The sequence below is a fragment of the Streptomyces sp. NPDC104313 genome, from assembly GCF_055583985.1.
Map to the genome: position 1 here is coordinate 234,065 of NZ_JBVJMW010000007.1, position 22,344 is coordinate 256,408.

General features: G+C 71.9%; 20 protein-coding genes. 12 read left to right on the forward strand and 8 right to left on the reverse strand.

The window, feature by feature from the left end:
• Positions 1 to 17 precede the first annotated feature (17 nt).
• Complete coding sequence (locus tag ACZ60Q_RS18925) at positions 18 to 296, forward strand: hypothetical protein (protein ID WP_469635532.1); 279 nt, start codon at positions 18 to 20, stop codon at positions 294 to 296.
• The gene (locus ACZ60Q_RS18930; RefSeq protein ID WP_469635535.1) at positions 296 to 691 is read left to right on the forward strand and encodes a PIN domain-containing protein; all 396 of its coding nucleotides are present in this window, start codon (positions 296 to 298) and stop codon (positions 689 to 691) included. The genes ACZ60Q_RS18925 and ACZ60Q_RS18930 overlap by 1 nt, the downstream gene beginning before the upstream one ends.
• A 130-nt stretch (positions 692 to 821) precedes the next feature.
• Here the strand turns inward: ACZ60Q_RS18930 and ACZ60Q_RS18935 are convergent, their stop codons facing one another.
• Together ACZ60Q_RS18935 and afsR are read right to left on the reverse strand one after the other, a co-directional pair.
• Complete coding sequence (locus ACZ60Q_RS18935; RefSeq protein WP_469635537.1) at positions 822 to 1,001, reverse strand: hypothetical protein; 180 nt, start codon at positions 999 to 1,001, stop codon at positions 822 to 824.
• Between the two features lie 193 nt (positions 1,002 to 1,194).
• The gene (gene afsR / locus ACZ60Q_RS18940) at positions 1,195 to 4,161 is read right to left on the reverse strand and encodes an SARP-family global regulator AfsR (RefSeq protein WP_469635540.1); all 2,967 of its coding nucleotides are present in this window, start codon (positions 4,159 to 4,161) and stop codon (positions 1,195 to 1,197) included.
• Positions 4,162 to 4,488: 327 nt separating this feature from the next.
• Here afsR and ACZ60Q_RS18945 point away from each other — a divergent pair, with 327 nt between their 5' ends.
• Positions 4,489 to 5,709, forward strand: coding sequence for an amidohydrolase family protein (locus tag ACZ60Q_RS18945; protein WP_469635542.1), 1,221 nt, complete (start codon positions 4,489 to 4,491; stop codon positions 5,707 to 5,709).
• A 304-nt stretch (positions 5,710 to 6,013) separates the two neighbouring features.
• Here the strand turns inward: ACZ60Q_RS18945 and ACZ60Q_RS18950 are convergent, their stop codons facing one another.
• Complete coding sequence (locus ACZ60Q_RS18950) at positions 6,014 to 6,217, reverse strand: cold-shock protein (protein WP_003967102.1); 204 nt, start codon at positions 6,215 to 6,217, stop codon at positions 6,014 to 6,016.
• Positions 6,218 to 6,538: 321 nt separating this feature from the next.
• Here ACZ60Q_RS18950 and ACZ60Q_RS18955 point away from each other — a divergent pair, with 321 nt between their 5' ends.
• The 5 genes from ACZ60Q_RS18955 to cutA all read left to right on the forward strand — a co-directional run bounded on the left by ACZ60Q_RS18955 (position 6,539) and on the right by cutA (position 12,341).
• Entirely contained in the window at positions 6,539 to 7,420 is an 882-nt protein-coding gene (locus ACZ60Q_RS18955; RefSeq protein ID WP_469635545.1) for a menaquinone biosynthetic enzyme MqnA/MqnD family protein, read from the forward strand.
• Between the two features lie 358 nt (positions 7,421 to 7,778).
• The gene (locus ACZ60Q_RS18960; protein ID WP_469635547.1) at positions 7,779 to 9,794 is read left to right on the forward strand and encodes a serine/threonine-protein kinase; all 2,016 of its coding nucleotides are present in this window, start codon (positions 7,779 to 7,781) and stop codon (positions 9,792 to 9,794) included.
• A 72-nt stretch (positions 9,795 to 9,866) separates the two neighbouring features.
• Complete coding sequence (mqnC, locus tag ACZ60Q_RS18965) at positions 9,867 to 11,066, forward strand: cyclic dehypoxanthinyl futalosine synthase (protein ID WP_469635550.1); 1,200 nt, start codon at positions 9,867 to 9,869, stop codon at positions 11,064 to 11,066.
• Between the two features lie 7 nt (positions 11,067 to 11,073).
• A complete protein-coding gene (locus ACZ60Q_RS18970) occupies positions 11,074 to 11,724 on the forward strand; it encodes an imidazolonepropionase-like domain-containing protein (protein WP_469635553.1) in 651 nt (216 codons plus the stop codon).
• Between the two features lie 293 nt (positions 11,725 to 12,017).
• Complete coding sequence (gene cutA / locus ACZ60Q_RS18975; RefSeq protein ID WP_469635555.1) at positions 12,018 to 12,341, forward strand: divalent-cation tolerance protein CutA; 324 nt, start codon at positions 12,018 to 12,020, stop codon at positions 12,339 to 12,341.
• Here the strand turns inward: cutA and ACZ60Q_RS18980 are convergent, their stop codons facing one another.
• Positions 12,342 to 13,646, reverse strand: a complete 1,305-nt coding sequence (locus ACZ60Q_RS18980; protein WP_469635558.1) for a helix-turn-helix domain-containing protein — start codon at positions 13,644 to 13,646, stop codon at positions 12,342 to 12,344. It abuts the gene before it with no gap.
• A gap of 217 nt (positions 13,647 to 13,863) precedes the next feature.
• Between ACZ60Q_RS18980 and ACZ60Q_RS18985 the strand changes: the two genes are divergently transcribed.
• Genes ACZ60Q_RS18985 through ACZ60Q_RS18995 form a run of 3 tightly spaced genes read left to right on the forward strand, consistent with a single transcriptional unit; the run spans position 13,864 to position 18,043 of the window.
• Complete coding sequence (locus tag ACZ60Q_RS18985; RefSeq protein WP_469635560.1) at positions 13,864 to 16,005, forward strand: ATP-binding protein; 2,142 nt, start codon at positions 13,864 to 13,866, stop codon at positions 16,003 to 16,005.
• The gene (locus ACZ60Q_RS18990) at positions 16,002 to 16,907 is read left to right on the forward strand and encodes a lactate/malate family dehydrogenase (RefSeq protein WP_469635563.1); all 906 of its coding nucleotides are present in this window, start codon (positions 16,002 to 16,004) and stop codon (positions 16,905 to 16,907) included. The genes ACZ60Q_RS18985 and ACZ60Q_RS18990 overlap by 4 nt, the downstream gene beginning before the upstream one ends.
• Entirely contained in the window at positions 16,904 to 18,043 is a 1,140-nt protein-coding gene (locus ACZ60Q_RS18995) for a hypothetical protein (protein WP_469635566.1), read from the forward strand. The genes ACZ60Q_RS18990 and ACZ60Q_RS18995 overlap by 4 nt, the downstream gene beginning before the upstream one ends.
• Before the next feature lie 361 nt (positions 18,044 to 18,404).
• On the opposite strand, the gene ACZ60Q_RS19000 is transcribed toward ACZ60Q_RS18995, so the two are convergent.
• Genes ACZ60Q_RS19000 through ACZ60Q_RS19010 form a run of 3 tightly spaced genes read right to left on the reverse strand, consistent with a single transcriptional unit; the run spans position 18,405 to position 20,815 of the window.
• Positions 18,405 to 19,367, reverse strand: a complete 963-nt coding sequence (locus ACZ60Q_RS19000; protein ID WP_469635569.1) for a DUF3152 domain-containing protein — start codon at positions 19,365 to 19,367, stop codon at positions 18,405 to 18,407.
• Entirely contained in the window at positions 19,364 to 20,296 is a 933-nt protein-coding gene (locus tag ACZ60Q_RS19005) for a hypothetical protein (RefSeq protein WP_469635571.1), read from the reverse strand. The genes ACZ60Q_RS19000 and ACZ60Q_RS19005 overlap by 4 nt, the downstream gene beginning before the upstream one ends.
• Positions 20,297 to 20,305: 9 nt before the next feature.
• Positions 20,306 to 20,815, reverse strand: a complete 510-nt coding sequence (locus ACZ60Q_RS19010; protein WP_469635935.1) for a SigE family RNA polymerase sigma factor — start codon at positions 20,813 to 20,815, stop codon at positions 20,306 to 20,308.
• Positions 20,816 to 21,025: 210 nt separating this feature from the next.
• Between ACZ60Q_RS19010 and ACZ60Q_RS19015 the strand changes: the two genes are divergently transcribed.
• Complete coding sequence (locus ACZ60Q_RS19015) at positions 21,026 to 21,718, forward strand: demethylmenaquinone methyltransferase (RefSeq protein ID WP_469635574.1); 693 nt, start codon at positions 21,026 to 21,028, stop codon at positions 21,716 to 21,718.
• A gap of 76 nt (positions 21,719 to 21,794) precedes the next feature.
• On the opposite strand, the gene ACZ60Q_RS19020 is transcribed toward ACZ60Q_RS19015, so the two are convergent.
• Complete coding sequence (locus tag ACZ60Q_RS19020) at positions 21,795 to 22,322, reverse strand: GNAT family N-acetyltransferase (RefSeq protein ID WP_469635577.1); 528 nt, start codon at positions 22,320 to 22,322, stop codon at positions 21,795 to 21,797.
• Positions 22,323 to 22,344 lie beyond the last annotated feature (22 nt).

Consider the following 22,344-nt stretch of genomic DNA (forward strand, 5'->3'; position numbering starts at 1 on the left):
GCAGTATGGTCGAGAGTATGGCAACCAAGAAGTACACGGTCACCCTGCCGGAGGAGCTGGCGGAGGAGATCCGCGGTGAGGTGGGCCCCGGAGCGTTCAGCGCGTACGTCACGCGGGCCATCGAGCGGCAGCGCGAACATGACCGGCTGGGGGAGCTGGTGTCCTGGATGCAGGAGAAGGACGGCCCGCTCAACGAGGAAGAGCAGGTCGCGGCCGCCGAGGAGCTGCGCGATATCGAGCGGTGGTTCGAGGAGCGCGAGGCCGACGGCCGTGGCGATCAGGCGGCTGCCGCCTGATGAAAGACATCTGCTTCGTCCTGGACAGTGAGGCGCTGTCCAGGATCGCGCTGCGGGATCGCGCTTTCACGGGCATCCTGACCAAAGCCCACCAGTCAGGTATCCAGGTGGTGACCAGTTCCATGACGCTCATCGAGGCGTACCACGGCAAGATCCGCATGCCCGCCTGGAACTGGGCGATGGCACGTGTGGTCGTCGAACCCGTCACCAAGGACGTCGCCGACGAGGCGATCCGTCTGCTGCGCGAGGCCGGGCTGCACGGCCACAAGTACGCCATCGACGCCGCGCTCGCCGCGATCGCGAACCGGCGGCCGGGCCGGACGGCGCTGTTCACGTCCGACGTGGACGACCTGGGAAAGCTGTGCCGTCCGAGGGTTCAGCTCCGGAGCCTGTAGGCACGGTCCCGGACCTGCGGGAGGGGCCCGAGCGCTTCCCCCGACTCGGGCCCCTCACCTTTCCCCCGTACCGCGACCGCGGCGGCTCCCCCTCGGCGTCGCCGCGGTCGCTTCCCCCTGAGGCCTCCGCTCAGCGCGGGTCCGGCCCCGTCATGTGGCTGTCAAAAGGCTTGATCGCCGGCTCGCCCGTCATATGGCTGTCCAAGGGCTTGACCATGGGCTCGCCCGTCATGTGGCTGTCCTCGGGCTTGATGTCGCCCGCGGCCCCCGGCTGGACCTGAGGTGGCTTGATCTTCTTCGCTTCGCTCATCGGTGAACTCCGTTACTCGGTGCAGTGACTGTTGGCGAAGCCCGTCCGGCTGCTCCCCCGTGGGCTGCCGGACGGGCTCTTCAGAGCCGTTCACCTTAGTGCTCGGTTCCACTGCCGAATCGTCTGCCCCCCGACGCGACGTTTCGACAGAGGCAAGACTGCACGGCGGAGATAAACGAACGATGAACGTGACTCAGCTCTCGCTGGGGGCGCCCGTCATGGAGAGCAGACGGGAGACGGCCTCGCTCTCGGGAGCCTTCAGCTGTTCGAAGACCGAGAGCGCCTCCCGCCAGCAGACCTGGGCCCGGTCGGCCTGCCCTATGCCGTGGAGCGCCCGGCCCAGCACCGTGAGCACGTTGGCGCGCCGCCACTCACCGCCTATGTGGAGCAACATGGCGAGCGCCTGCTCCGCCAGGGCGGCGGCCTGCGCCGGGCGCTCGGCGGTGAGTTGCACCTCGGCCAGGCGGAACAGCGTCATCCCCTCCCAGAGGCGCTGACGGCTCTCCCGGAACACGGCCAAGGCCTCGGTGAGCCGCACGTGCGCCTCTTCCGGCCGGTTCGCGCGTGCCAGCGCCAGCCCCAAGGCGTAGCGGCCGTTCGCCAGCCGCAGGGTCAGGCCCATCCGGTTGTAGAGGGCGACGCCCTCGCCCGCCAGCTTCACCGCGCTGGCGGTGCGGCCCATGGCGAGATGGACGCGGGAGAGATTGCACAGGGCGCTGGCCTCGCCGGCGTGGTTCCGATCCGCGCGAAACGCGGTGCACGCCTGCCTGAGCAGCGCCTCGGCCTCCTCCTGCTGGTTGCGGTAACCGGCGATGATGCCCAGCTCGTTCGGTGCGTTGCAGTGCGTCCACACGTCGTCCACCGAAGGGGCCAGCAGCATGGCCCTGCGTGCCTCGTCCTCCGCCTGATCGAAACGACCGGCCATGCTGTGCACCTGCGCGAGCGTCGTCCGCGCCCTGGCCTCGGCGTGGGGGTCGCCGGCCTCGACCGCGGCGTCCCTCACCACGGTGGCCGCAGACTCGAACTGACGCGCGTTCGCCCCTGACTCGGCCAGGTCCTTCGCGGCCAGCAGAAGATCCACCGCACGCCGTATCGAGACGGGCGCGCGATTCTGCTGGACACAGGCGAGCAGACAACTCGCCTCCGTATAAAGCCAGTCGAGGGCTCGGCGGTGATCGGTGAAGGAGAGCCCCTCGCGTTCCGTCCCTTCCAGATGGTCCACGGTCCGGTCGCCCGGCCGCTCCAGCGCGTACACCCCCGCGGCCGTCGCCAGATAGAAGTCCAGCAGCCGCGACAGCGCCAGCTCCCGTTCCACCGGCGACTGTTCGTCCCGCTCCGCGCACGCACGCGCGTAGAGCCGCACCAGGTCGTGGTACCGGTAGCGGCCCGGGGCGGCCGACTCCACCAGGCTCGTGTCGACCAGGGTCTCCAGGAGGCCCTCCGCCACGTGCGGGTCCAGGTCGAGCACGGCCGCCGCCGCTGCCAGGGAGATGTCCGGGCCGTCCGCGAGGCCCAGGAGGCGGAAGGCGCGGGCCTGGGCCGGTTCCAGCTGGCCGTAGCCGAGTTCGAACGTGGCCTTCACCGCGAGGTCGCCCGCCTGGAGCTCGTCCAGGCGGCGCCGCTCGTCCGCGAGCTTGGCGGCGAGGACCGAGACCGTCCAGGTGCGGCGCGCCGCCAGGCGCGAGGCGGCGATGCGGATGGCCAGAGGCAGGAAGCCGCACGCGGCCACCACGTCCAGCGCCGCCTCGCGCTCCGCGCCGACCCGCTCCGCGCCGACGATCCGGGTGAAGAGCTGGAGCGCCTCCTCGGGCGACATCACGTCCAGGTCCACCAGATGCGCCCCGGCCAGGTCCACCATCCGCACCCGGCTCGTCACCAGCGCCGCGCACCCCGGCGTACCGGGCAGCAGCGGGCGGATCTGGGCGGCGTCGTGGGCGTTGTCGAGGAGGATCAGGATGCGGCGGCCGTCCAGCGTCGAGCGGTACAGCGCGGCCCGCTCGTCCAGGGTGTCGGGGATCGCCGAGTCCGCGGTGCCGAGCGCCCGCAGGAACGAGCCGAGGACGGTCTCCGGCTCCGCCGCCCGTGCCCCAGCGCCCTGGAGGTCGACGTAGAGCTGTCCGTCCGGGAAGTGCCGGCGGGCCTGGTGGGCGACGTGCACCGCCAGCGTCGTCTTGCCGACGCCGCCGATCCCGGCGACCGCGGAGACGGCCATCACCGAACTCTCCGCGGTGGCCAGCCGGCTGCCCAGCTCGGTCACGAACGAGGACCGGCCGGTGAAGTCGGGCACCGTCGCCGGAAGCTGCGCGGGACGCAGCGGGGCGGGCGCGGGAGCGGGCTGGTCCGCCGGGTGGGCCAGTTCCTCGTCGGCGCGCAGGATCCGCTGCTGGAGCTGGGCCAGCTCGTGGCGCGGGTCGACGCCCAGCTCCTCCGCGAGGAGTCGGCGGGTGTCCGCGTACACCGCGAGGGCCTCGGCCTGCCGGCCGCTGCGGTACAGCGCCACCATCAGCAGCTCGCGCAGCCTCTCGCGCAGCGGGTGCCCGGCGGTGAGCGCGGTCAGCTCGGACACGGCCTCCGCGTGGCAGCCGACCTCCAGGTCCAGGTCGAGCCGGGCCTCGGTGAGCTGGAGCCGCCACTCCTCCAGCCGGGTCCGCTGGTTGTCCGCGTACGGTCCGGGGACGGAGGCCAGCGCCTCGCCGTCCCACAGGCCGAGCGCCTCGTTGATCAGGGTGCGCGCCTGGCAGCGGTCACCGGCCGCGCGGGCCTTCTCCGCCTCGGCCGCCAGGTCCTGCGCCAGCGTCAGGTCGAGCGCCGCCCGGTCGGTCCGGATCGCGTAGCCGCCGGACTCGCTCACCAGGGTGTCCTGGCCCAGGATCTTGCGCAGCCGCGAGGCGTACGTCCGGATCGTGGCCAGCGCCTGCGAGGGCGGGTCCTCGCCCCAGAACGCGTCGATCAGCTCGCCCGCGGTGGCCGTCCGGCCCTCGCGCAGCAGCAGCGCGGCCAGCAGGGCGCGCTGCTGGGGTGAGCCGGAGGAGAGCAGCTCCGAACCCCGCCAGGCCCGTACGGGGCCGAGCACGGTGAACCTGAGGGCGTCCGCCGTAACCGGTTTCTCCGGAGCTCGCTGCTCCGGTACGCGCACGCGTGGCCCGTTGTCACGGTCCATTGATGCCCCCTGTCCTGCTCGCCTGCCGGTCCCGCTCGTCTGCGGATCCCGCCGGTGGTGCCCGCGTCCGTATGTCCGCCCGTGCGTCGAAGTGCGGTAGGCATCCGGATGGCGCGGTACCGCTGGTATCACGCTCAACAGTCTGCCTTGTCCCGGGCGGACTCGTCAGCAGTGGGTGACGCTCTGCACAAGCCCTCGACAACGATTCGGGAACCGTGCCGCGTGCCCTGTCCCGTGCTGTGTCCCGTGCTGTGTCCCGTGCCGTGCCCCGCTCCAATGCGCGCACAGTAGCTGACGGTTCGTCAGATCGGCGCTACCGTGGAACGCATGGAGACCTTCCCGAAGATCATCTCGGTGGACGACCACACGGTGGAGCCCGCTCATGTCTGGCGGGACCGGCTCCCGTCCAGGTACGCGGACTCCGGGCCCCGCGTCGTCCGCGCACCGCTGAAGGAAATGACCTTCATGGGTGGCAAGTTCGCGCCCGTGATGGGAGCGAAGGGCGACGACGGGCCGGTCGGCGACTGGTGGGTGTACGAGGACCTGCACCGTCCGCTCACCCGCCTGGACACCGCCGTCGGCTACGACAGGGACGAGATCAAGCTGGAGATCATCACCTACGAGCAGATGCGGCCGGGCTCGTTCTCGGTCCCTGAGCGGCTCGCCGACATGGACGTCAACCACGTCCAGTCCGCGCTCTGCTTCCCGACCTTCCCGCGGTTCTGCGGGCAGACGTTCACCGAGGCCAAGGACCGTGAGCTGGGGCTCCTCGGGGTGCGGGCGTACAACGACTGGATGGTGGAGGAGTGGTGCGGCCCCGAGGCGCACGGCCGCCTCATACCGCTCACCCTCGTCCCGCTGTGGGACGCGGAGCTCGCCGCCGCCGAGGTCCGGCGCAACGCGGCGCGGGGCGTGCGCGCGGTCGCGTTCTCCGAGATACCTCCCCATCTCGGGCTTCCGTCCATACATACGGATGACTGGGATCCGTTCCTCGCCGCCTGCGACGAGACGGGGACCGTGATCGCCATGCACATCGGTTCCTCGTCGAGGATGCCGTCCACCTCCGCCGACGCCCCGCCCGCGGTCGGCTCCACCATCACCTTCGCCAACTGCTGCTTCTCGATGGTCGACTGGCTGATGAGCGGCAAGTTCGAGCGCTTCCCCAACCTGAGGATCATGTACGCGGAGGGCCAGATCGGCTGGATCCCGTACATCCTGGAGCGCGCCGACGTGGTCTGGGAGGAGAACCGGGCCTGGGGCGGAGTCGCCGAGAAGGTCCACCGGCCGCCGTCCGAGCTGTTCGCCGAGCACGTCTACGGCTGCTTCTTCGACGACGCCTTCGGGCTGAGGAACCTCGACGCGATCGGCGTCGGCAACGTGCTGTACGAGACGGACTACCCGCACTCCGACTCCACCTGGCCCCGCTCCCGCGAGGTCGGTGAGGAGCAGATGGGCCACCTGGCCCCGGACGTCGTCGACCGGATCGTCCGCGGCAACGCGATCGAGCTGCTGGGTCTCACGGAGGACGGGCTCTGGGCGGGCGCGTGAGACCTCCGTACGGACGTGCCCGTACGGAGGAGAAGGTTGACGCCTCTCCCCGTACGGGCGCCGGTTCACGCTTGCGCCACCGGCTCCTGGAACTCCGTCATCCACTGCTCACGGTCCGGCGGGCACTCTCCGGCGGGCACTCCAGGAGCGGGAGGAGCCGCTCGCCCAGCGGGCACACGGCAGATGGCCCGGCCGGCGGGAGACCTGGTCGTACACAGGCAGGAGCCCCGTTCCTCCGCCGAAGCGGGGGAGCGGGGCTCCTTGGGTACTGCTGTGTACGGCCGCGATCGACCGACCCGGGCAACTAGGCCGGGGTGACGTTCTCAGCCTGCGGACCCTTGGGTCCCTGAGTGACGTCGAAGTTCACGACCTGGTTCTCCTCGAGGGAGCGGAACCCGGACGCGTTGATCGCGGAGTAGTGAACGAAGACATCCGGGCCGCCGCCGTCCTGGGCGATGAAGCCGAAGCCCTTTTCAGCGTTGAACCACTTGACGGTTCCGGTAGCCATAAGCCCTCCTTGGGCCAAAGGGTTGCCCTGCTCCAGAACCTGCAAACAAGTCTGAAAACTACAAAAGCCTGCGGGTTACATGCTCCGCAGGCTCTGTACTGCAAGGGAAACCAAACTGCAACTTGCGGGCGAGCCTAGCACGCGGTCTCCGGAGAGCGATAGAGGCAAAGATCACTTCACCCGAAGGTTTGACGGCCCTCGTCAGGCTCCGGCGGGAGGCCCCCGGAAAGGGGGCGTGGACCGGGGTGCGGGCAGGGCGTGGGACGGGGCGCGCGGGCCCCCGGTGATGCTCGCGGGCGGATGCGGGTCTAGCCTCGCGATGTGGACAATTCAACCGTCTCCCCCCGTGAAGGCGACGCCGACCGTCGCAGTCGGCCCCGCGTCGGCCACATCCAGTTCCTGAACTGCCTCCCGCTGTACTGGGGCCTGGCGCGGACGGGAACCCTGCTCGACCTGGAGCTCTCCAAGGACACCCCGGAGCGGCTCAGCGAGCAGCTGATCAAGGGGGAGCTGGACATCGGCCCGGTCACCCTCGTGGAGTACCTGCGCAACGCCGACGACCTGGTGGCCTTCCCCGACATCGCGGTCGGCTGCGACGGGCCCGTCATGTCCTGCGTGATCGTCTCCCAGCTCCCGCTGGAGCAGCTCGACCGGGCCCGGGTGGCGCTCGGTTCGACCTCCCGCACCTCGGTGCGGCTGGCGCAGTTGCTGCTGGCCGAGCGGTACGGCGTCCGGCCCGACTACTACACCTGCCCGCCCGACCTGGGCCTGATGATGCAGGAGGCGGACGCCGCCGTGCTGATCGGCGACGCCGCGCTGCGCGCCAACCTGCACGACGCCCCCCGGCTCGGGCTCCAGGTCCACGACCTGGGCCAGATGTGGAAGGACTGGACGGGGCTGCCGTTCGTCTTCGCCGTCTGGGCGGCCCGCAAGGACTTCCTCGCCGCCCACCCCGAACAGGCGGCCCGGGTCCACGAGGCGTTCCTGGCCTCCCGGGACCTCTCCCTGGAGGAGGTCGCCAAGGTCGCGGAGCAGGCGGCCCGCTGGGAGGCCTTCGACGCGGAGGTGCTGGAGCGGTACTTCACGACGCTCGACTTCCGGTTCGGCCCGGACCAGCTGGCCGGCGTCCGCGAGTTCGCCCGCCGCACGGGCCGGGACACCGGTTACCCGGCCGACGTCCATGTGGAGCTGCTCGGAGGCTGAGTGCCTGAGTGCCTGAGTGCCTGAGTGCCTGAGTGGCTTGGCGCGGCTGAACCGGGAATGGAGGGAATTCCCTTTCCGCCCCCGCACGGGACTGCCGCACAGGACTGCCGGATAGGGCTGCCGCACAGGACTGCCGGATAGGGCTGCCCGATAGGGAATGAGAGAGGCGGCGGAACAACACATTCGCGCCTTTCCCCGGAGCGAAAAGATCCCCACCTGACCGGAGAAGGGGGAATGGTCCGGCCGTTTCCCGGTGATCGCGCCGTTGGCGCCCCCTAGGCTTCGGTCCGGGTCCGGACCGTCCACCGGATTACCGTCCACGGGTTCACCGTCCGCAGGGTTCACAGGGGGAGTCCATATGCAGCCGCTGGAAGCGGGCGAACCGCACACCATCGGTGCCTACCGGCTGCTCGGGAGGCTCGGCGCGGGCGGTATGGGCCGGGTCTATCTCGGCCGCAGCGCCGGCGGGCGTACCGTCGCGGTCAAGGTCGTCCACCCCCACTTCGCCCTCGACGAGCAGTTCCGCGCCAGGTTCCGGCGCGAGGTGGAGTCGGCCCGGCGCATCGGCGCCCAGTGGACCGCCCCGGTCCTGGACGCCGACCCGGACGCCCCGGTGCCGTGGGTGGCCACCGGGTATGTCGCCGGGCCGCCGCTCTCGCAGGCGATCACCGAGCACGGCCCGCTGCCCGAGCACGCGGTACGCACCCTGGGCGCGGGGCTCGCCGAGGCCCTCGCCGTCGTCCACGGACAGGGCATCGTCCACCGTGACGTGAAGCCGTCCAACGTGCTGCTCGCGCTCGACGGGCCCCGCCTCATCGACTTCGGCATCGCACGGGCCCTCGGCGCGACCGTCTCGCTCACCTCCACCGGGGTCTCCGTCGGCTCGCCCGGCTACATGGCACCCGAGCAGATCCGGGGCCGGGACGTCTCCGGCGCGGCCGACGTCTTCTCGCTGGGCGCGGTCCTCGCGTACGCGGCGACGGGCGCGGCCCCCTTCCCGGGCGACTCCTCCGCCGTACTCCTCTACAAGGTGGTCCACGAGGAACCCGAACTGGGCGACCTGGAGGGCGAACTGCGCGAAGTGGTCGCGGGCTGCCTCGCCAAGGACCCGGCGGCCCGGCCCGCCCCGGCCGATCTCGCCCGGGCGCTCGCTCCCGGCGGGGCGACGGCGATGGTGGCGGGCGGCTGGCTGCCGGACTGGCTGGTACGCGAGGTGAGCCGGTCCGCGGTGGCGCTGCTGGACCTGGAACCGCAGGACGCGCCGGTCCAGTCGGGACCGGTTCCGTTCAGCGGCGCGTCGCTGGGGGCGGGACCAGGAGCGGGTACGGCCGCACCGGGCCGGGGCGGGCAGTTCGGACCACCCGACCCGAGCCCGCAGGAAGCGCCGTACGGGACACCGCGTCCGCGGGAGGAGCCGTACGGGACACCGCGCCCGCAGCAGGAGCCGCGGGAAGCGCCGTACGGGACACCACGTGCGCAGGAGGTGCCTCAGGAGGTGCCTCAGGACGTGCCGTACAGGACGCCGCATCCGCAGGACGACGCCTACGGGACGCCGCATCCGCAGGACGACGGGTACGGGACGCCGGCTCCGCCCCCGCCCCCGATGTCTCCGCGCGCGAAGCCGGCCCCCACCGCACCCCCGCCCACCACGCACGCCGGGACCTACCGGCAGGGCGGCGACGGCGGGCACGGCGCGAGCGGGCTGCCGGGCCGGCGCGGCGGCGACCCCCGCCTCTCCTTGACCGTCAGCGCCGGGAACCGGCAGACCTCCGGGGAACTCCGGAGCCGCCGCGTCAGCTGCACGGTCGCCCTGGCCGTGGCGGGCGCGCTCGCGGTCCTCACCCTCGGCACGGGCCTGCTCGACGGATTCTTCCCGGGCGGCGCCGACCGGGACCGGGGCGGCGACGCCGCGGCGACCCCGCCGGCCTCCCCCTTCCCGCCCGAGGACCAGAGGCCGACGCCCGCCGGGTCCGCCGACGCGACCGGGGCCCCGGTCGGCGAGCTGCCGAAGGCGTACCTGGGCACCTGGAAGGGGCCGGTCACCGAGGAGACGACCGGTCAGCCGCACGGCACCCTCACTGCCGTCTTCACCGAGGGGAAGCGCGGCGAGCGGGTCGTCCGGATGAGCACGACGATCTCCCAGCTCGGCACCACCGTCACCTGCAACAGCGTCGGCACCCTCGCCGCCGGCACCGCGAAGGAGCTGAACATCCGCGAGCGCACCGACCCGGACCGCCCCAGCACGCCCGGCCTGTGCACCGGCACCGAGGCGGACGTGGTCTTCCGCCTCGTCGGCGACGGCACCCTGGACTACCGCTCGAAGGAGCGCGCCGCGGGTCTCCCGTACGGGAAGCTCACCAGGTCCGGCGGCTGACGGGGCCCAGGGCTGGCGTACGCTGGATCGGTCCGAGGATCGTTCGAAAAACCGCCGAAAGGTGACAGCCCGGTGACCGAGAAGGCCGACCTCCAGCCCGTCCTCGACCGAGCCGCCGAAGGCGGTCGGATCACCCCCGAGGAGGCGCTCGACCTCTACCGGTCCGCACCTCTGCACGCGCTGGGCGCCGCCGCCGACGCCGCCCGCCGCCGCCGCTACGCCGGTACGGAACACATCGCGACGTACATCGTCGAGCGGAACATCAACTACACCAACGTGTGCGTGACGGCCTGCAAGTTCTGCGCCTTCTACGCCCCGCCCAAGGACACTGCCAAGGGCTGGACCCGCGACCTCGACGACATACTGCGCCGCTGCGCGGAGACCGTGGAGCTGGGCGGCACCCAGATCATGTTCCAGGGCGGCCACCACCCGGACTTCGGCGTCGAGTACTACGAGGAGCACTTCTCCGCGATCAAGAAGGCGTTCCCGCAGCTGGTCATCCACTCGCTGGGCGCCTCCGAGATCGAGCACATGGCCCGGATCTCGAAGGTCTCCGCCGAGGAGGCCATCAGCCGGATCCACGCCGCCGGGCTCGACTCCTTCGCCGGCGCCGGCGCCGAACTTCTCCCCGCCCGGCCGCGCACCGCCATCGCCCCGCTCAAGGAGTCCGGCGAGCGGTGGCTGGAGATCATGGAGATCGCGCACGGCCTCGGCGTCGAGTCCACCTCCACCATGCTGATGGGTACCGGCGAGACCAACGCCGAGCGCATCGAGCACCTGAGGATGATCCGGGACGTCCAGGACCGTACGGGCGGCTTCCGCGCCTTCATCCCGTACACCTACCAGCCGGAGAACAACAAGCTGAAGGGCCAGACGCAGGCCACGCTCTTCGAGTACCTGCGGATGATCGCCATCGCCCGGCTCTTCCTCGACAACGTCGCCCACATCCAGGGTTCCTGGCTGACCACCGGCAAGGAAGTCGGCCAACTGTCGCTGCACTACGGCGCGGACGACCTCGGCTCGATCATGCTGGAGGAGAACGTCGTCTCCTCGGCCGGCGCCAGGCACCGGTCCAACCGGCTGGAGATCATCGACCTGATCCGCAAGGCGGACCGGGTCCCCGCCCAGCGCGCCACGACGTACGAGCACCTCGTCGTGCACGACGACCCGGCGATGGACCCGGTCGACGAGCGGGTGGCCTCGCACATCTCCTCCACCGCGATCGAGGGCGGCACGGCCCACCCGGAGCTGAAGCTCCTCAGCACCAACTGACGTCCCTGTGCTGACGATTCACGCCGCGCCCCTGGTCCTCCCGGTCGGCGCGGCGGCCGTCGCGGACGGCGCGGTCGCGGTGGACGGGGAGCGGATCGCGGCCCTCGGCCCCTACGAGGAGGTCGCCGCCGCCCACCCGGGCGCCCGGATCCGCCGCTGGCCCGGCCTCCTCACGCCCGGACTGCGCCAGGACCGGGCCCGGGAACTGCTCACCCGCTGCTATCACCCCGACCCTCGCGAGGCCGACGAGCTGGGTGAACTCCCTTTGTGGGGAGTGGACTTCGAGCGGATCGCGGCGACGATGGACCCGGCCCGGCGGGCCGGATCCATCCGGCGCGGGCTCCAGCGGATGCTGCGGCACGGCACGACGCACCTGGCGGGACCCCTCGGCGCGGAGGACCCCGCGCTGCGCGCCGCCGTCTCCCGGTCGGGGCTGGTCCCGCTCCCACCGTCGCCCACGCCCCCCGGACGGCCGGACCTGGACCCCTTCGCCGGGGGCGGCGACCTGGCCCGTACGGCGGGCGCCCCGCTGACCGTGGGCGGCCGGGCGGACCTCGCGGTCTTCGACGTACCCGACGAGGCGGCGCTCCGCGCGGGCGGGGCGCGTACCTGCGTGGCGACGGTCCTCGCGGGACGCCTCGTGCACCGCGCCCGCTGAGGCTGAGCCGGCGCCGGTACACCTCCGGAATGCGCGAAGGGGCCTTGCTCCGTTGAGCTCTTCGCCGATACCGGTCCGCGCGGCGGCAATACCGATACTCGGACGGGCGTGGACCCGCAGGCGTGGAACCGGCCGGGCCCCACTCTCTCTTCCCAGCTTGGGTGGTCGCCCAGCCGAGAAGCTCGGAGCGCGGGAAGGGCAACAGCTGAGGCTGACAGCCCAGTGACAGCTGAGCCTCCTCGGCCCGAAGCGAACTGTCCCCGCAGCGAGCCCTGTCTCGTAGGCTCGCGACCATGACCGCATGCGTACAGGTGTCGACCGCGACAGAGACCCGGGAGCAGGCGATTGCCCTGGCGGGCGGGGCTGTTCAGCAACGTCTGGCGGCGGGCGCCCAGATCGTGGGCCCTGTCGTCAGCGTCTTCTGGCACCTGGGCCAGTACGGGACCGGTGAGGAGTGGCAAGTCCTCCTCAAAACGACGACGGAGCGCTACGCCGAGCTGGAGGCGCATCTCCTGGAGCGGCATCCCTGGGACAACCCGGAGTTGTGCGCCGTCCCGATCGTCGAGGGTGCCGACCGTTGCCTCGAATGGATCCGGACTTCGGTTGCCCCCTCCTAGCTAGGCGGCGGTGCCTTCCAGGAGTTCACGGACTGCGGGAAGGCCGACGTGCGGGCGCAGGCGGTTGATCAGCGGGACGAGACGCTGCGCCGGGCGTTGAGATGAGCCCCCACGGGCAAGGGTGGCCGCACGGCCGACGTGCCGCGCGGCCACCTCGATCTCGTCGGCGGTGAGGTAGGCCTGCGCCAGCCAGGACAGGTAGAGGGACTTGTCGCGCGCGTGGTCGTCGCTGTACTGGCCGAGTGCGCGGGTGAGGGCAGGGACGGCGCGGAGCGGTCGTCGAAGCTCCGTCCAGCAGCGGCCGGTCATGATGTCCAGCTCGACGTGGTCGACCCAGGCCGCCCAGTCGGGCTGGGGCTCGTCCTTCTGCGTGCTGTCGAGAGCATCGCGGGCCGCCTCCAGCGCACGCTCCGTGCCCCCGATGCGGCCGTCGACAGCGCAGGCCCAGGCGTGGCGTTCGTGCAGCAGCGCGCGGACGGTGGACGGGGTCCGAGCCGTGATCGTGGCACAGGAAGCCTCTGCGACGGTTACGGCGGCCTGTCGGTCGTCGGGTCCGATCTTGTAGGCGAGGAACGCGAGTGCGTTGCCGTAAAGGTCCGCGTCCCGGGCCTCGCGCGCGAGGTCGCGGCTCTCCTCATACAGGTCCACCGCTTCCCGAGTACGACCGCCGTCGAATGCGGACCATCCCGCCTGCTGTGCCTGCTCGGCAAGGAGCGCCGTCGCTTTCTGGCGGGCGTCGTCGGTGAAAACGGCGGCGCGCAGAAGGGACTTGGTCCGCTGGACCTCCGCGAGGTACACCCGGTACGTGTCGCCACCGCCGAGGTATATGTCGAGGCGCCGGAGGCGGGCTGTCCGCGCGCGCAGCTCCTCAACGTAGACCGGGGTGATCCGGCTCGGTGGCTCCGGGTGGTGCAGGGCGGGAAGCGCTGCGGCGAGGCCGGTGACGGTGGCTGCCTGGAGGATGGTTCGACGTCGCACGTGTGGTCCGATCTCTTCACTGGAATGACCAGGAGAGTCCGCCTCCCAGTGGCGGGGAGCCAAGCCGAGCACGTGCCCCGGGACGCGCAATGCGTCGGCGATCTGGACGATCTTCTCGAAGGTCGTGATGCGCCCGCGGCCCTTGGCGAGTTCCCCCACGCGATTCGGCTTGATATCGCACTCCGTGGCAATCTTGGAGTACGAGATGCCCGCGTGCTCGCGCGCGAGACGGAACACCGCCCCGAAGTCATGGCTCACCAGCGCGCGGTGCATCTCTTCCTGGTCGAAGAGGTCGCGCGGTAGAGCTGTCGGCGGCTGGTAGGTCATGCGGCTCTCCTGCCTGCTCGTGCCACTGTGCACGGGGGACACCCACGGGGTGTACCCATCATGGGTACACCCGCCATGGGCAGGCGGGGCACTCGCAGGAAAAGGACTCTCGGACGTCAAGGCCCCGGGAGCGGTGACGCCCGCCTGCCCGGGGCGACGACCGACTAGGAGTCGCCATGCGTGAGAATGCTCATTTCCGTGTCGCGGAGTTGACGCGATGACTGATCTGACGGGCAAGGGCGTCTCGCTGGCGCGGGAGCGGACGCCCGTCGGCGGGCACCGGCTGCTGGGGGCGGCTCCGTCGCTCCGCGCCGCCCGGACCGACTGGGCCGAAGACGGCACCATGTTCCTGACGCCCGACGTACTGTTCGGCGCGATCCTCGTCCGGGCCGCCGTAATGCAGGCCGTGCCTCTCCTGGACGACCCGGTCAAGTTCGCTGCTCCGCTGCGGACGCGCCTGGGCGTCGGGCCGGTCTTCCACGCCGAGCGGAAGTTCGGCCGTGAAGCCGGCTACGTCGCCTTGATCCCGGCATCCGCGCCCGTGGTGTCGACACCCCCGGTGGTCCGCAGACGCTCGTCCAGAAGGATCGGAGCGCTCGCCATGATCGAGACAGGAGCGGGCCTGATGCCCGCGTACACCGAGACGCTGCCGAGGGACCCGGACTCCGTGCGCCGGGCGCGGGGCCTGGTGCGCCTGGCTCTGGACGTGTGGGGGCTGACCGATGTCCAGGACGACGCGGAGCTCGTCGTCAGCGAGCTGCTGACGAACGCCGTGCTCCACGCCCGCCGGGGGAAATCGGTCCGGGCGACCGTGACCCGGCTCGGTGAAGGACGGGTCCGGGTCGCCGTGGTCGACCTGTCGAAGGACCGACCGGCGCCACGTGATGCTGGAAGCGATCAGGAGTCCGGGCGGGGCCTGGCGATCGTGGAGGCGCTGAGCGGCGGCCAGTGGGGCGTCGACCCCCTGCCGTGGGGGAAGCGCGTGTGGGCCACGCTCGGCCCGGAGGCAGAGCCCGATGAGTTAGCGAACGGCGCAGGTCCTCTACTGGATGGCCCTGGCCTCGCTGCTCGCGGCGATCTGCCTCGGCGTCTCCCGGAACGACCCGGCCTGACCCGGCCGACACGTGAACGCAACCCGAGGAAGGAGTGGTTGATGACGCTGACCACGAGCGGGGACACAGTGGTGAACGCGGAGCAGCTGTATGAGGCGAGCCGGAGGGCGATCATGCTCACGGTCGATGACCTCTGGCCGGGCCGTGGTGCTGTCCTGGGGCCGCAGTGCCCGAGCGTCACTTCCTACGTCTGCCCGGTGGCGGTCGACGGCGAGGAGATGTATGCCAAATACAGCTGGTTGGGTTCGTCGCTGGTGTCGATCCTGCGCGGCGCGCGAGGGACGTGGGACGACGTCCTGGAGGCGCAGCATCCGTACACCAGGAGCGCCGACTCGGTGACGCGAAGGGAGTACCAGCACCTGGAGTTCCTGCGGAAGCTGGGCCGGCTCCGGGTGTGCGGGGCCGCCGAGTTCCGCGCAGGTGTCTTGTTCACCAAGGCGGTGCCGGGGACGACGGTTGCGGAGGAGCTTACCGTCCGCCCCTGGGACACGGCCGCCTTGCTGGACTCGGTCCTGCTGTCGCTGAAGGAGCTGCACGGCGACCTGGGGGCGCGATATCTGCGGGGGGCGTGGCCGATAGACGAGCGCAACATCGTGGACGTGTTCTTCCGGAAGTTCAAGGGTCCGGCCGTAGCCGGATACGTCGCCGACCTTGGCCGGGACAGCGGGCTACCGGAGGATGAGCGCCAGGTGGTCGTGGGCTTGGTCGAGAACGCGGTACGCCGACTGCTGCGGCTCACGGCCGCGCTCTCCGCCCGGCACCGGACCGCCGTGTTCGGGGACCTCAAGCCCGAGCACGTCTTTCTCGGCGGCCACCGGTTGACGTTCATCGACCCGGCGCTCCAGTGGGCGGCCGGACCGCAGCCCGACGTGGCGAAGCTCTGCGGCCGAACGCTGATGCTGGCCCTGTGTCACCACGAGCTGCGCGCCGAACAGCAGATCACGCAGGGGGTGTTGGACACCTTGAGCCGACATTTCGCAGGCATGACCAAGACGGATCGGGTCGATCGGCTGCGTGAGGTCATGGTCCTGTGGCTGATGGACACCACGAACTACCTGACGTCGTGCCTGAGTGCGCCGCCCGGGTTCCCCCTGTCGGCCCATCAGCGGAAGCTGATGTCGCAGGGGCGGCGGATCGCGACGGTCGTGGACCGGGTCAGCGGCCTCCTCATCGGGTCGATGACGGGGCTCGGCCTGATCGACGCCATCTTCAACGAGGTCGAGCACACCACGCTGGACCTGCGGTGACCGGGCCGGTGGTGGGAGTCGTCGGCGCGGGCGCGGTCGGTCAGGCCCTGGCAACCAGCCTGGTTTCGGTGGCGCTTGCCGAGCGGCTCGTCGTCGTGTCCAGGCGGGAGGAGCAGACGCGCGGGCTGGTCGCCGATCTCCAGGACTCGGCCGTGTCCGCCCGGTCGCGCACTCAGGTCGAGACCGGCGACACAGCGGAACTCCACGGGTGCGACGCCGTCGTGGTCACCCTGCGCACCGACTTCACGAACACCAACGCCCAGGACTTACGTCGCGGCGGTGCCACGGCGAACGCCCCTGCGGTCGCCACCCTGGCCAGGGAGCTGCACGGATATCAGGGCGTCGTCCTCGTTGTCACCAACCCGGTGGACCTGATGGCCCGCCGCTTCGCCCAGGTGTCCGGGTGCGCCCGGGTCTACGGGATCGGATCGAACCTCGACTCGGCCCGATACCGGTTGCTCCTGGCCCAGTACGCCCAGGTCTCCCCGGACCGGGTCGAGGGCCACGTGATCGGGGAGCACGGCGACCGTGCGGTGCCGTGCCTGTCCACCACGACCTTGGACGGCCGCCCGGTGACGGCCCCTGCCCGCGCGATCGTGGAAGACCTCCAGCAGCGTCCGGCGTTGATCCGGGCCGGGGTCGGCCGTACGCGCTGCGGCCCCGCCGGTGCCGTGCTGTCGACGCTCCGCAAGGCCCTCGGCCTGGTCGACGGCATCGAGGAGCTGTCCGTCCCGTACGGGGACGTGTGGCTCGGCATCCCGATGCGTTTCACCGGGGGTGTGGCCGCCCCGTGCCTGCCCTCGCTCACTCGTCACGAGCTTCTGTGCCTGGACTCCGCGGCCAGCAGTCTCCGCGACGCCTACACCCATCTGCCTGCCCCGACCGAGAGGATCCCCGCATGATCACCGCTACCCGGCTGGAGGCCGCTGCTGCGGCTGTCACCGTCATGAGCAACCGGGCGGAGGTTACGGACTGGGCGGCCCGTTACTTCGGCCAGTGGTGGAACGCCTCCTCCGTCGAGGCCGCCACGGTGTGTGCGGGGGCTGTCCTCGTAGCGGACGTCGACCCGGAGGCGTACGGGGCGCTGACCCTCCTGGTCCACGACGGGCGGCACACGGAAGAGGTCGAGTACGCGCGGCACCGGATGCTCGTGGCCCGGGACGGCGACGACATCATCGCGACGTCGCCGGACGAAGCGATCGCGTACCGCAGCAGCCCCGCCTCCGGCCGGCTCGCGCTCACCGGCATCGGCGCGGGGGAACTCTCCCTCGCCGCCGCGCGCCTGGCCCGCGAGGTGATCCGGGGTCAGCTCCTGCGGGACGGGTGGGCGGTGCTGCACTCCTCGGCGGTCGTACGCCCGCAGGACGGGGCGACGCTCCTCGCGTTCGGCGGGAAGGGCGCGGGGAAGACCACGACAGCCCTGCTACTCGCCTCGTCCGGCTGGCAGCTCCTGGCCAACGACCGGGTGCTGGTCCGGCCGACCGGCACACGGGGCGTGGAAGTGGTGCCGTGGCCGTCTGCCGCCGCTGTCGGCCTCGGCCTGCTGGACTCGTTGGGGTGGGGTGCCGCCGCGCGCGGCCACGTCAAGGAGGGCGGGGCCTTCCACCCGACGCAGCACGAAGCGGTGACGACGGCCCTCCTCGCCGGTGACTTCACGCCGCTGTGGGAGGACGGGAAGCGGCGGGAGAAGAAGGTCCAGGTGTTCCCGGACCAGTTCACCAGCCTGTTCGGAGTCGAGCTGGCCACGGGCGGGCGCGCTGCTGCGCTCCTCTTCCCCCGGGTCGACGCCGAGTCGTCGCCCGATGCGGTCGGCGGTGCGGTGCGGGCCTTGGGGGACGACGACTTCATGAGCGGCGCCACGGAGGACCGCTACCCCGACATCTTCGAGCTGGCCGGAGGTGTGGACGGCGGTGGGCGGCGGAGCGCCCGGGATGAGGTGTCGGCCCGGCTCGCCGTGCTGCCCCACCGGACGGTCCGGCTGAGCCACGACGTTCCGGCGAGCGTCGCCGCGCTCCGGAAGATCGCGGAGGCGATCTGACGCCAGGCGCCAGGCCCAACAGATCCCCGCACCCCGGTCGGCCGGGGTGCGGGCTCCTCGCACCACCGATGACGCCCGCGTCCTTGACGCCCCGCAGGCCGGGCACATCGGGACGCTCCTGGTGACCGCCCGCCGCTGACCGACGCCCGGCCGCGGCTGGAGGCCCGGCAGGAATCTGCCGAGCCCATCGCCGTCTTCGGTGCCCCGAGGCACAGAATCGGGGAGATCTGGGGCGATGCAGGGAGATCTGGGGAGATGCGGCAGCTGCGGGAGCGTTCTCGCAGGTCAAAGGATCATCGGAGGCCAGAAGAGGGGACGGTCCCCCTGCCGGCTCCGACTTCGTACGCTCCCTACGGGAAGGTCACGGCACCTTCGGGCCGCCCAGATAGCGTCCCTTCGTGTCGTACGGCCAGGCGTTGGCGACGCAGCCCTTCAACCCGTTGATCTGCTGCATCATCGCGGGAGCGGGGCGCCCCTTGCCCGGGCAGGTCTCGTGGCCGCGCCCCAGCCAGTGGCCGACCTCGTGGTTGACGATCAGCGCCCGGTACTCCGAGACCGGCCCGTCGAACTGCGGCGAACCGAGCTGCCAGCGCTTCAGGTTGACCATCACCTTCTCGCCGCCCCGGCAGTTGACCTCGCCGCGCGTCTTCAGGCCGTACTCGCCGCAGATCCGGTCCGTGGTCGCCGGGGTGGCTATCTTGATCACCAGCCCGGCCGGTCCGTCGGCGACCTGGCGGAACGAGTGCTCGCCTCCGTGGCTCCAGCCGCGCGGATCGGCGAGGACGGCGGCGATCTCCTCGGCGGCCCGGTCGGGGTCGACGCCGCTGCCTTCCTCCACCTCGACCCGGTAGGCGCTGCCCCTGCCCTTCGTGTCGACCCCCGCACGGGCCACGGTGAACGCGCCGGGACCCGAGGCGGGGATGTCCTCGGCCCGGACACCGCCCTTCTCGTCCTTCTCGTCCGAGGCCGTCGGGGACGGCGGGGGAGTGGACGCAGGGGGGTCCTCCAGCGGCTCCCCCGCGTTGTCCGGTCCGCCCTCGGGGGCCGTACGGGACGGGCCCGGCGCCGCGTCCGCCGGGCCGCCCCCGTTCTGCCAGGGGCGGCCGACCAGCAGGGCCGCGCCCGCCACGACCACGAGGGCCAGCACGGTGAGCGAGGCCGCCCGGCGCCGGTTGCGGCGTCTGCGCCGTACCCGGGAGCGGGCCGTCGACCGCGCGCGGCCCGGGGCCCGGGGCGGCGGCACGCGCAGCCGGAACGTGTCCTCGTCGCGGTCCGGTTCCCCGTACGCGGGCGGCAGCGTGCCCGTGGGCCGGCGGCGCGTCACGAGGCGGCCCCGCTCGGCGGTACCGGGTACTCGTCGGCGTAGGCGACCAGCTCCCGGAACCGCGGGCTCTGGGCGACCCGGACCAGGTCCCCGGCGGTGACGGGAGCACCGCCCGCCCCGGACGGCGAGGGCGAGACGGACAGGGCGACCGTGCTGCGGCCGGACCGGTACTGGAGGGAGACCTCCGTGCCCGTCCGGCCCTCGGCGGGCTGCCGGTACACCCGGGCGGGCGTGCCGTCGTCCAGGGTGAGGTCCTCGCAGGTCAGTCCCTTCCGCGGGATGTCGCGGCAGGCGGGCGCGGCGCTGTCCGGCGCCGCGCCCCCGTGCGCCGGGCGCACCGACAGGCGGACGGCGTGCACGATGCCGCCCCGCCGCCCCTGGTAGCTCTCCGGGTCGTCGCCGACCGGCAGGACCGTCCCGATCGACGCGGACAGCAGGGCGTCCAGTGCCCCGGCCGCCTGCTGCCGGAAGTCCTCCAACCGCTGGGCCTCCTCGGGGCCGAGGCCGGGCGGGAGCGACGAGGAGGGCGTCGAGGGGGGTGGTGCCGTGGGCGTGGCCGCGGACTCCGTCGGCACGGGGGTGGGCGTGGGGCTCGGCATGTCGGGGCGTGGCTCCGTACGTTGGGGGGACGGGGTGGGCGCGGGCAGGGAGCGGGACGGGCCGGCGGGTGCGGTGGGCCCGGCGTCCGGTCCCGCCAGCAGCCAGGGGCCGAGCACGGCGAGGCCCAGGGTCACGGCGGTGACCGCGACGAAGGTGCCCGCGACCGCGAACGCCCGGGTCCTGGCCCGCCGCCGCTGGCCCTCCCGCACGGCGTCGGGGACCAGATCGGGCTGGGGGGACAGTCGGCCGACGGTCCGGTGCAGGGCGTCCCGGAACAGCTCTTCGTCGTGCGTGCGGGGCGGCAGGTGCTCGTGCGGTTCGGGGATCATGACCGGCCCTCAGCTTCCGGTGGAGTAGAGCTGGACATCGCCCATCCGGGCGCGCAGTCGGACGAGTGAACGCGAGCACTGGCTCTTCACCGTGGACTCGCTGCACCGCAGCAGCGAGGCCACGGTCTCCACGCTCAGGTCGTCCCAGTAGCGCAGGACGACCATCGCCCGCGCACGGGGCGGGAGTTCGGCGAGCAGGGCGAGCAGCGTGACCCGGAGGTCGGCGCCCGGCGCGGGATTGGGGTGCGTGCGGGGCGCGTTGCGGTGGTGGGCGAGCAGATCGGCGACGGTGCGGCGGCGTTCGGCCACGAAGGTGCGGACGAGCACGGTCTTGGCATAGGCGTCGAGGTTGTCCGCCCGGCTCGCCCTGCGCCAGTGCTGGAACAGCTTGGCGAGCGTCGTCTGCGTCAGGTCCCGCGCGCCCTCGACGTCTCCGCACAGCAGGTAGGCCGTCCGGTACAGCCGGCGCTGCCCGGTCCGGGCGTACGCCTCGAACGCGGCGCCCTCGCCGTCGTCCATGGCGGGCTCAGCCGCTGCCGGCATCCGCCCTCCCCTCTCTCCTCGCGCTTGTGTGCTCCCCCGGACTCCGCCCCCGGGAGGGCTCCCACCCCTTACAGAGCACCCGTGTGCCGAAAAGGTTGAAGAGAAGTGAAGATCAGTTCGAGGCAGGCGCGGGCGCCGGGAGACCGCCCCCACCGATCCGTGACGCCGGGCTGCTTGAATGGAAGGGTGACCCGAGCCTCCCTGGAAAAGCAGCCGCACGAAGTCGCCTCGATGTTCGACGGTGTGGCGGCCAACTACGACCTGACCAACGACGTGATCTCGCTCGGCCAGGCCCGGCTGTGGCGCAAGGCGGTCGCCCGGGCGGTCGACGCCCGCCCCGCGCAGAAGATCCTGGACCTGGCGGCCGGTACGGCGACCTCCTCGCAGCCCTTCGTGAAGGCGGGCGCCTATGTCGTGCCGTGCGACTTCTCGCTCGGCATGCTCAAGGTCGGCAAGGGGCGCCACCCCTGGATGCCGTTCACCGCGGGCGACGGCATGAGGCTGCCGTTCAAGGACGAGACGTTCGACACCGTCACGATCTCCTTCGGGCTGCGCAACATCCAGGACACCGAGGTCGCGCTGCGCGAGCTGTACCGGGTGACGAAGCCCGGCGGACGCGTCGTGATCTGCGAGTTCTCCCAGCCGACCTGGACCCCGTTCCGCACGGTCTACACGGAGTACCTGATGCGGGCGATCCCGCCGGCCGCCCGCGCGGTGTCCTCCAACCCGGACGCGTACGTCTATCTCGCCGAGTCGATCCGGGACTGGCCCGACCAGCCCGCCCTCGCCGCACTGCTCCAGAAGGCGGGCTGGTCGAAGGTCGCCTGGCGCAACCTGACCGGCGGCGTGGTGGCCCTGCACCGGGCCACTCGCGCCTGACACTCCCGTAACGGTCCGGGATCGTCACGGCCCCGGGCTACGGCCCCGGGGCACGGCCCCGGTCACGGCCCCGGGCTCACAGCTCCAGGCGGAAGCAGACGGCCTCCTGGCCGCGTGGGGTGTCGTACGACTCGGCCCGTCGCATCCCGAGCCGTTCCGCGACCGCCGTCGACCGGGCGTTGCGCGAGTGGACCATCGCGACGACCTCACCCACCCCCGCCGCCCGCAGCCGCTCCAGCGTGGTGCGGGCCGCGGCGGTGGCGTACCCCCGCCCCCACGCCGCACGCCCCAGCCGCCAGCCGATCTCGGTCGCGCCGACCGGCCCGTAGTGCGTGTGCGGCCACGGCTGCGCCCCGGTGAAGCCGAGGACGGCGTCCTCCCCGTCCGTGACGGTCCACAGGCAGTAGCCCAGCTCCGCGTCGTGCCGCCGCTGGCGCGCGGTGAGCTCCTCGTACGCGGACAACTCCGCGCTCCGCCCGCCGAAGAACTCCATCACCCGCGGATCGTCGAAGACCCGGTGCCAGGTCAGGGCGTCCTCGTCCGTCGGAACACGGAGGCGTACGGCGGGGGCCGAAGCAGGGGGTGTGACAGGCGCTATCGACATGAGGGAGCCCTTCGGAGGGTTG

Excerpts from the sequence above, each read along its gene's own strand:
- ACZ60Q_RS18925 (WP_469635532.1), top strand. The coding sequence starts at position 18 with ATGGCAACCAAGAAGTACACGGTCACCCTGCCGGAGGAGCTGGCGGAG.
- ACZ60Q_RS18930 (WP_469635535.1), top strand. The coding sequence starts at position 296 with ATGAAAGACATCTGCTTCGTCCTGGACAGTGAGGCGCTGTCCAGGATC.
- ACZ60Q_RS18935 (WP_469635537.1), bottom strand. The coding sequence starts at position 1,001 with ATGAGCGAAGCGAAGAAGATCAAGCCACCTCAGGTCCAGCCGGGGGCC.
- afsR (WP_469635540.1), bottom strand. The coding sequence starts at position 4,161 with ATGGACCGTGACAACGGGCCACGCGTGCGCGTACCGGAGCAGCGAGCT.
- ACZ60Q_RS18945 (WP_469635542.1), top strand. The coding sequence starts at position 4,489 with ATGGAGACCTTCCCGAAGATCATCTCGGTGGACGACCACACGGTGGAG.
- ACZ60Q_RS18950 (WP_003967102.1), bottom strand. The coding sequence starts at position 6,217 with ATGGCTACCGGAACCGTCAAGTGGTTCAACGCTGAAAAGGGCTTCGGC.
- ACZ60Q_RS18960 (WP_469635547.1), top strand. The coding sequence starts at position 7,779 with ATGCAGCCGCTGGAAGCGGGCGAACCGCACACCATCGGTGCCTACCGG.
- cutA (WP_469635555.1), top strand. The coding sequence starts at position 12,018 with ATGACCGCATGCGTACAGGTGTCGACCGCGACAGAGACCCGGGAGCAG.
- ACZ60Q_RS18980 (WP_469635558.1), bottom strand. The coding sequence starts at position 13,646 with ATGACCTACCAGCCGCCGACAGCTCTACCGCGCGACCTCTTCGACCAG.
- ACZ60Q_RS18985 (WP_469635560.1), top strand. The coding sequence starts at position 13,864 with ATGACTGATCTGACGGGCAAGGGCGTCTCGCTGGCGCGGGAGCGGACG.
- ACZ60Q_RS18995 (WP_469635566.1), top strand. The coding sequence starts at position 16,904 with ATGATCACCGCTACCCGGCTGGAGGCCGCTGCTGCGGCTGTCACCGTC.
- ACZ60Q_RS19005 (WP_469635571.1), bottom strand. The coding sequence starts at position 20,296 with ATGATCCCCGAACCGCACGAGCACCTGCCGCCCCGCACGCACGACGAA.
- ACZ60Q_RS19010 (WP_469635935.1), bottom strand. The coding sequence starts at position 20,815 with ATGGACGACGGCGAGGGCGCCGCGTTCGAGGCGTACGCCCGGACCGGG.
- ACZ60Q_RS19020 (WP_469635577.1), bottom strand. The coding sequence starts at position 22,322 with ATGTCGATAGCGCCTGTCACACCCCCTGCTTCGGCCCCCGCCGTACGC.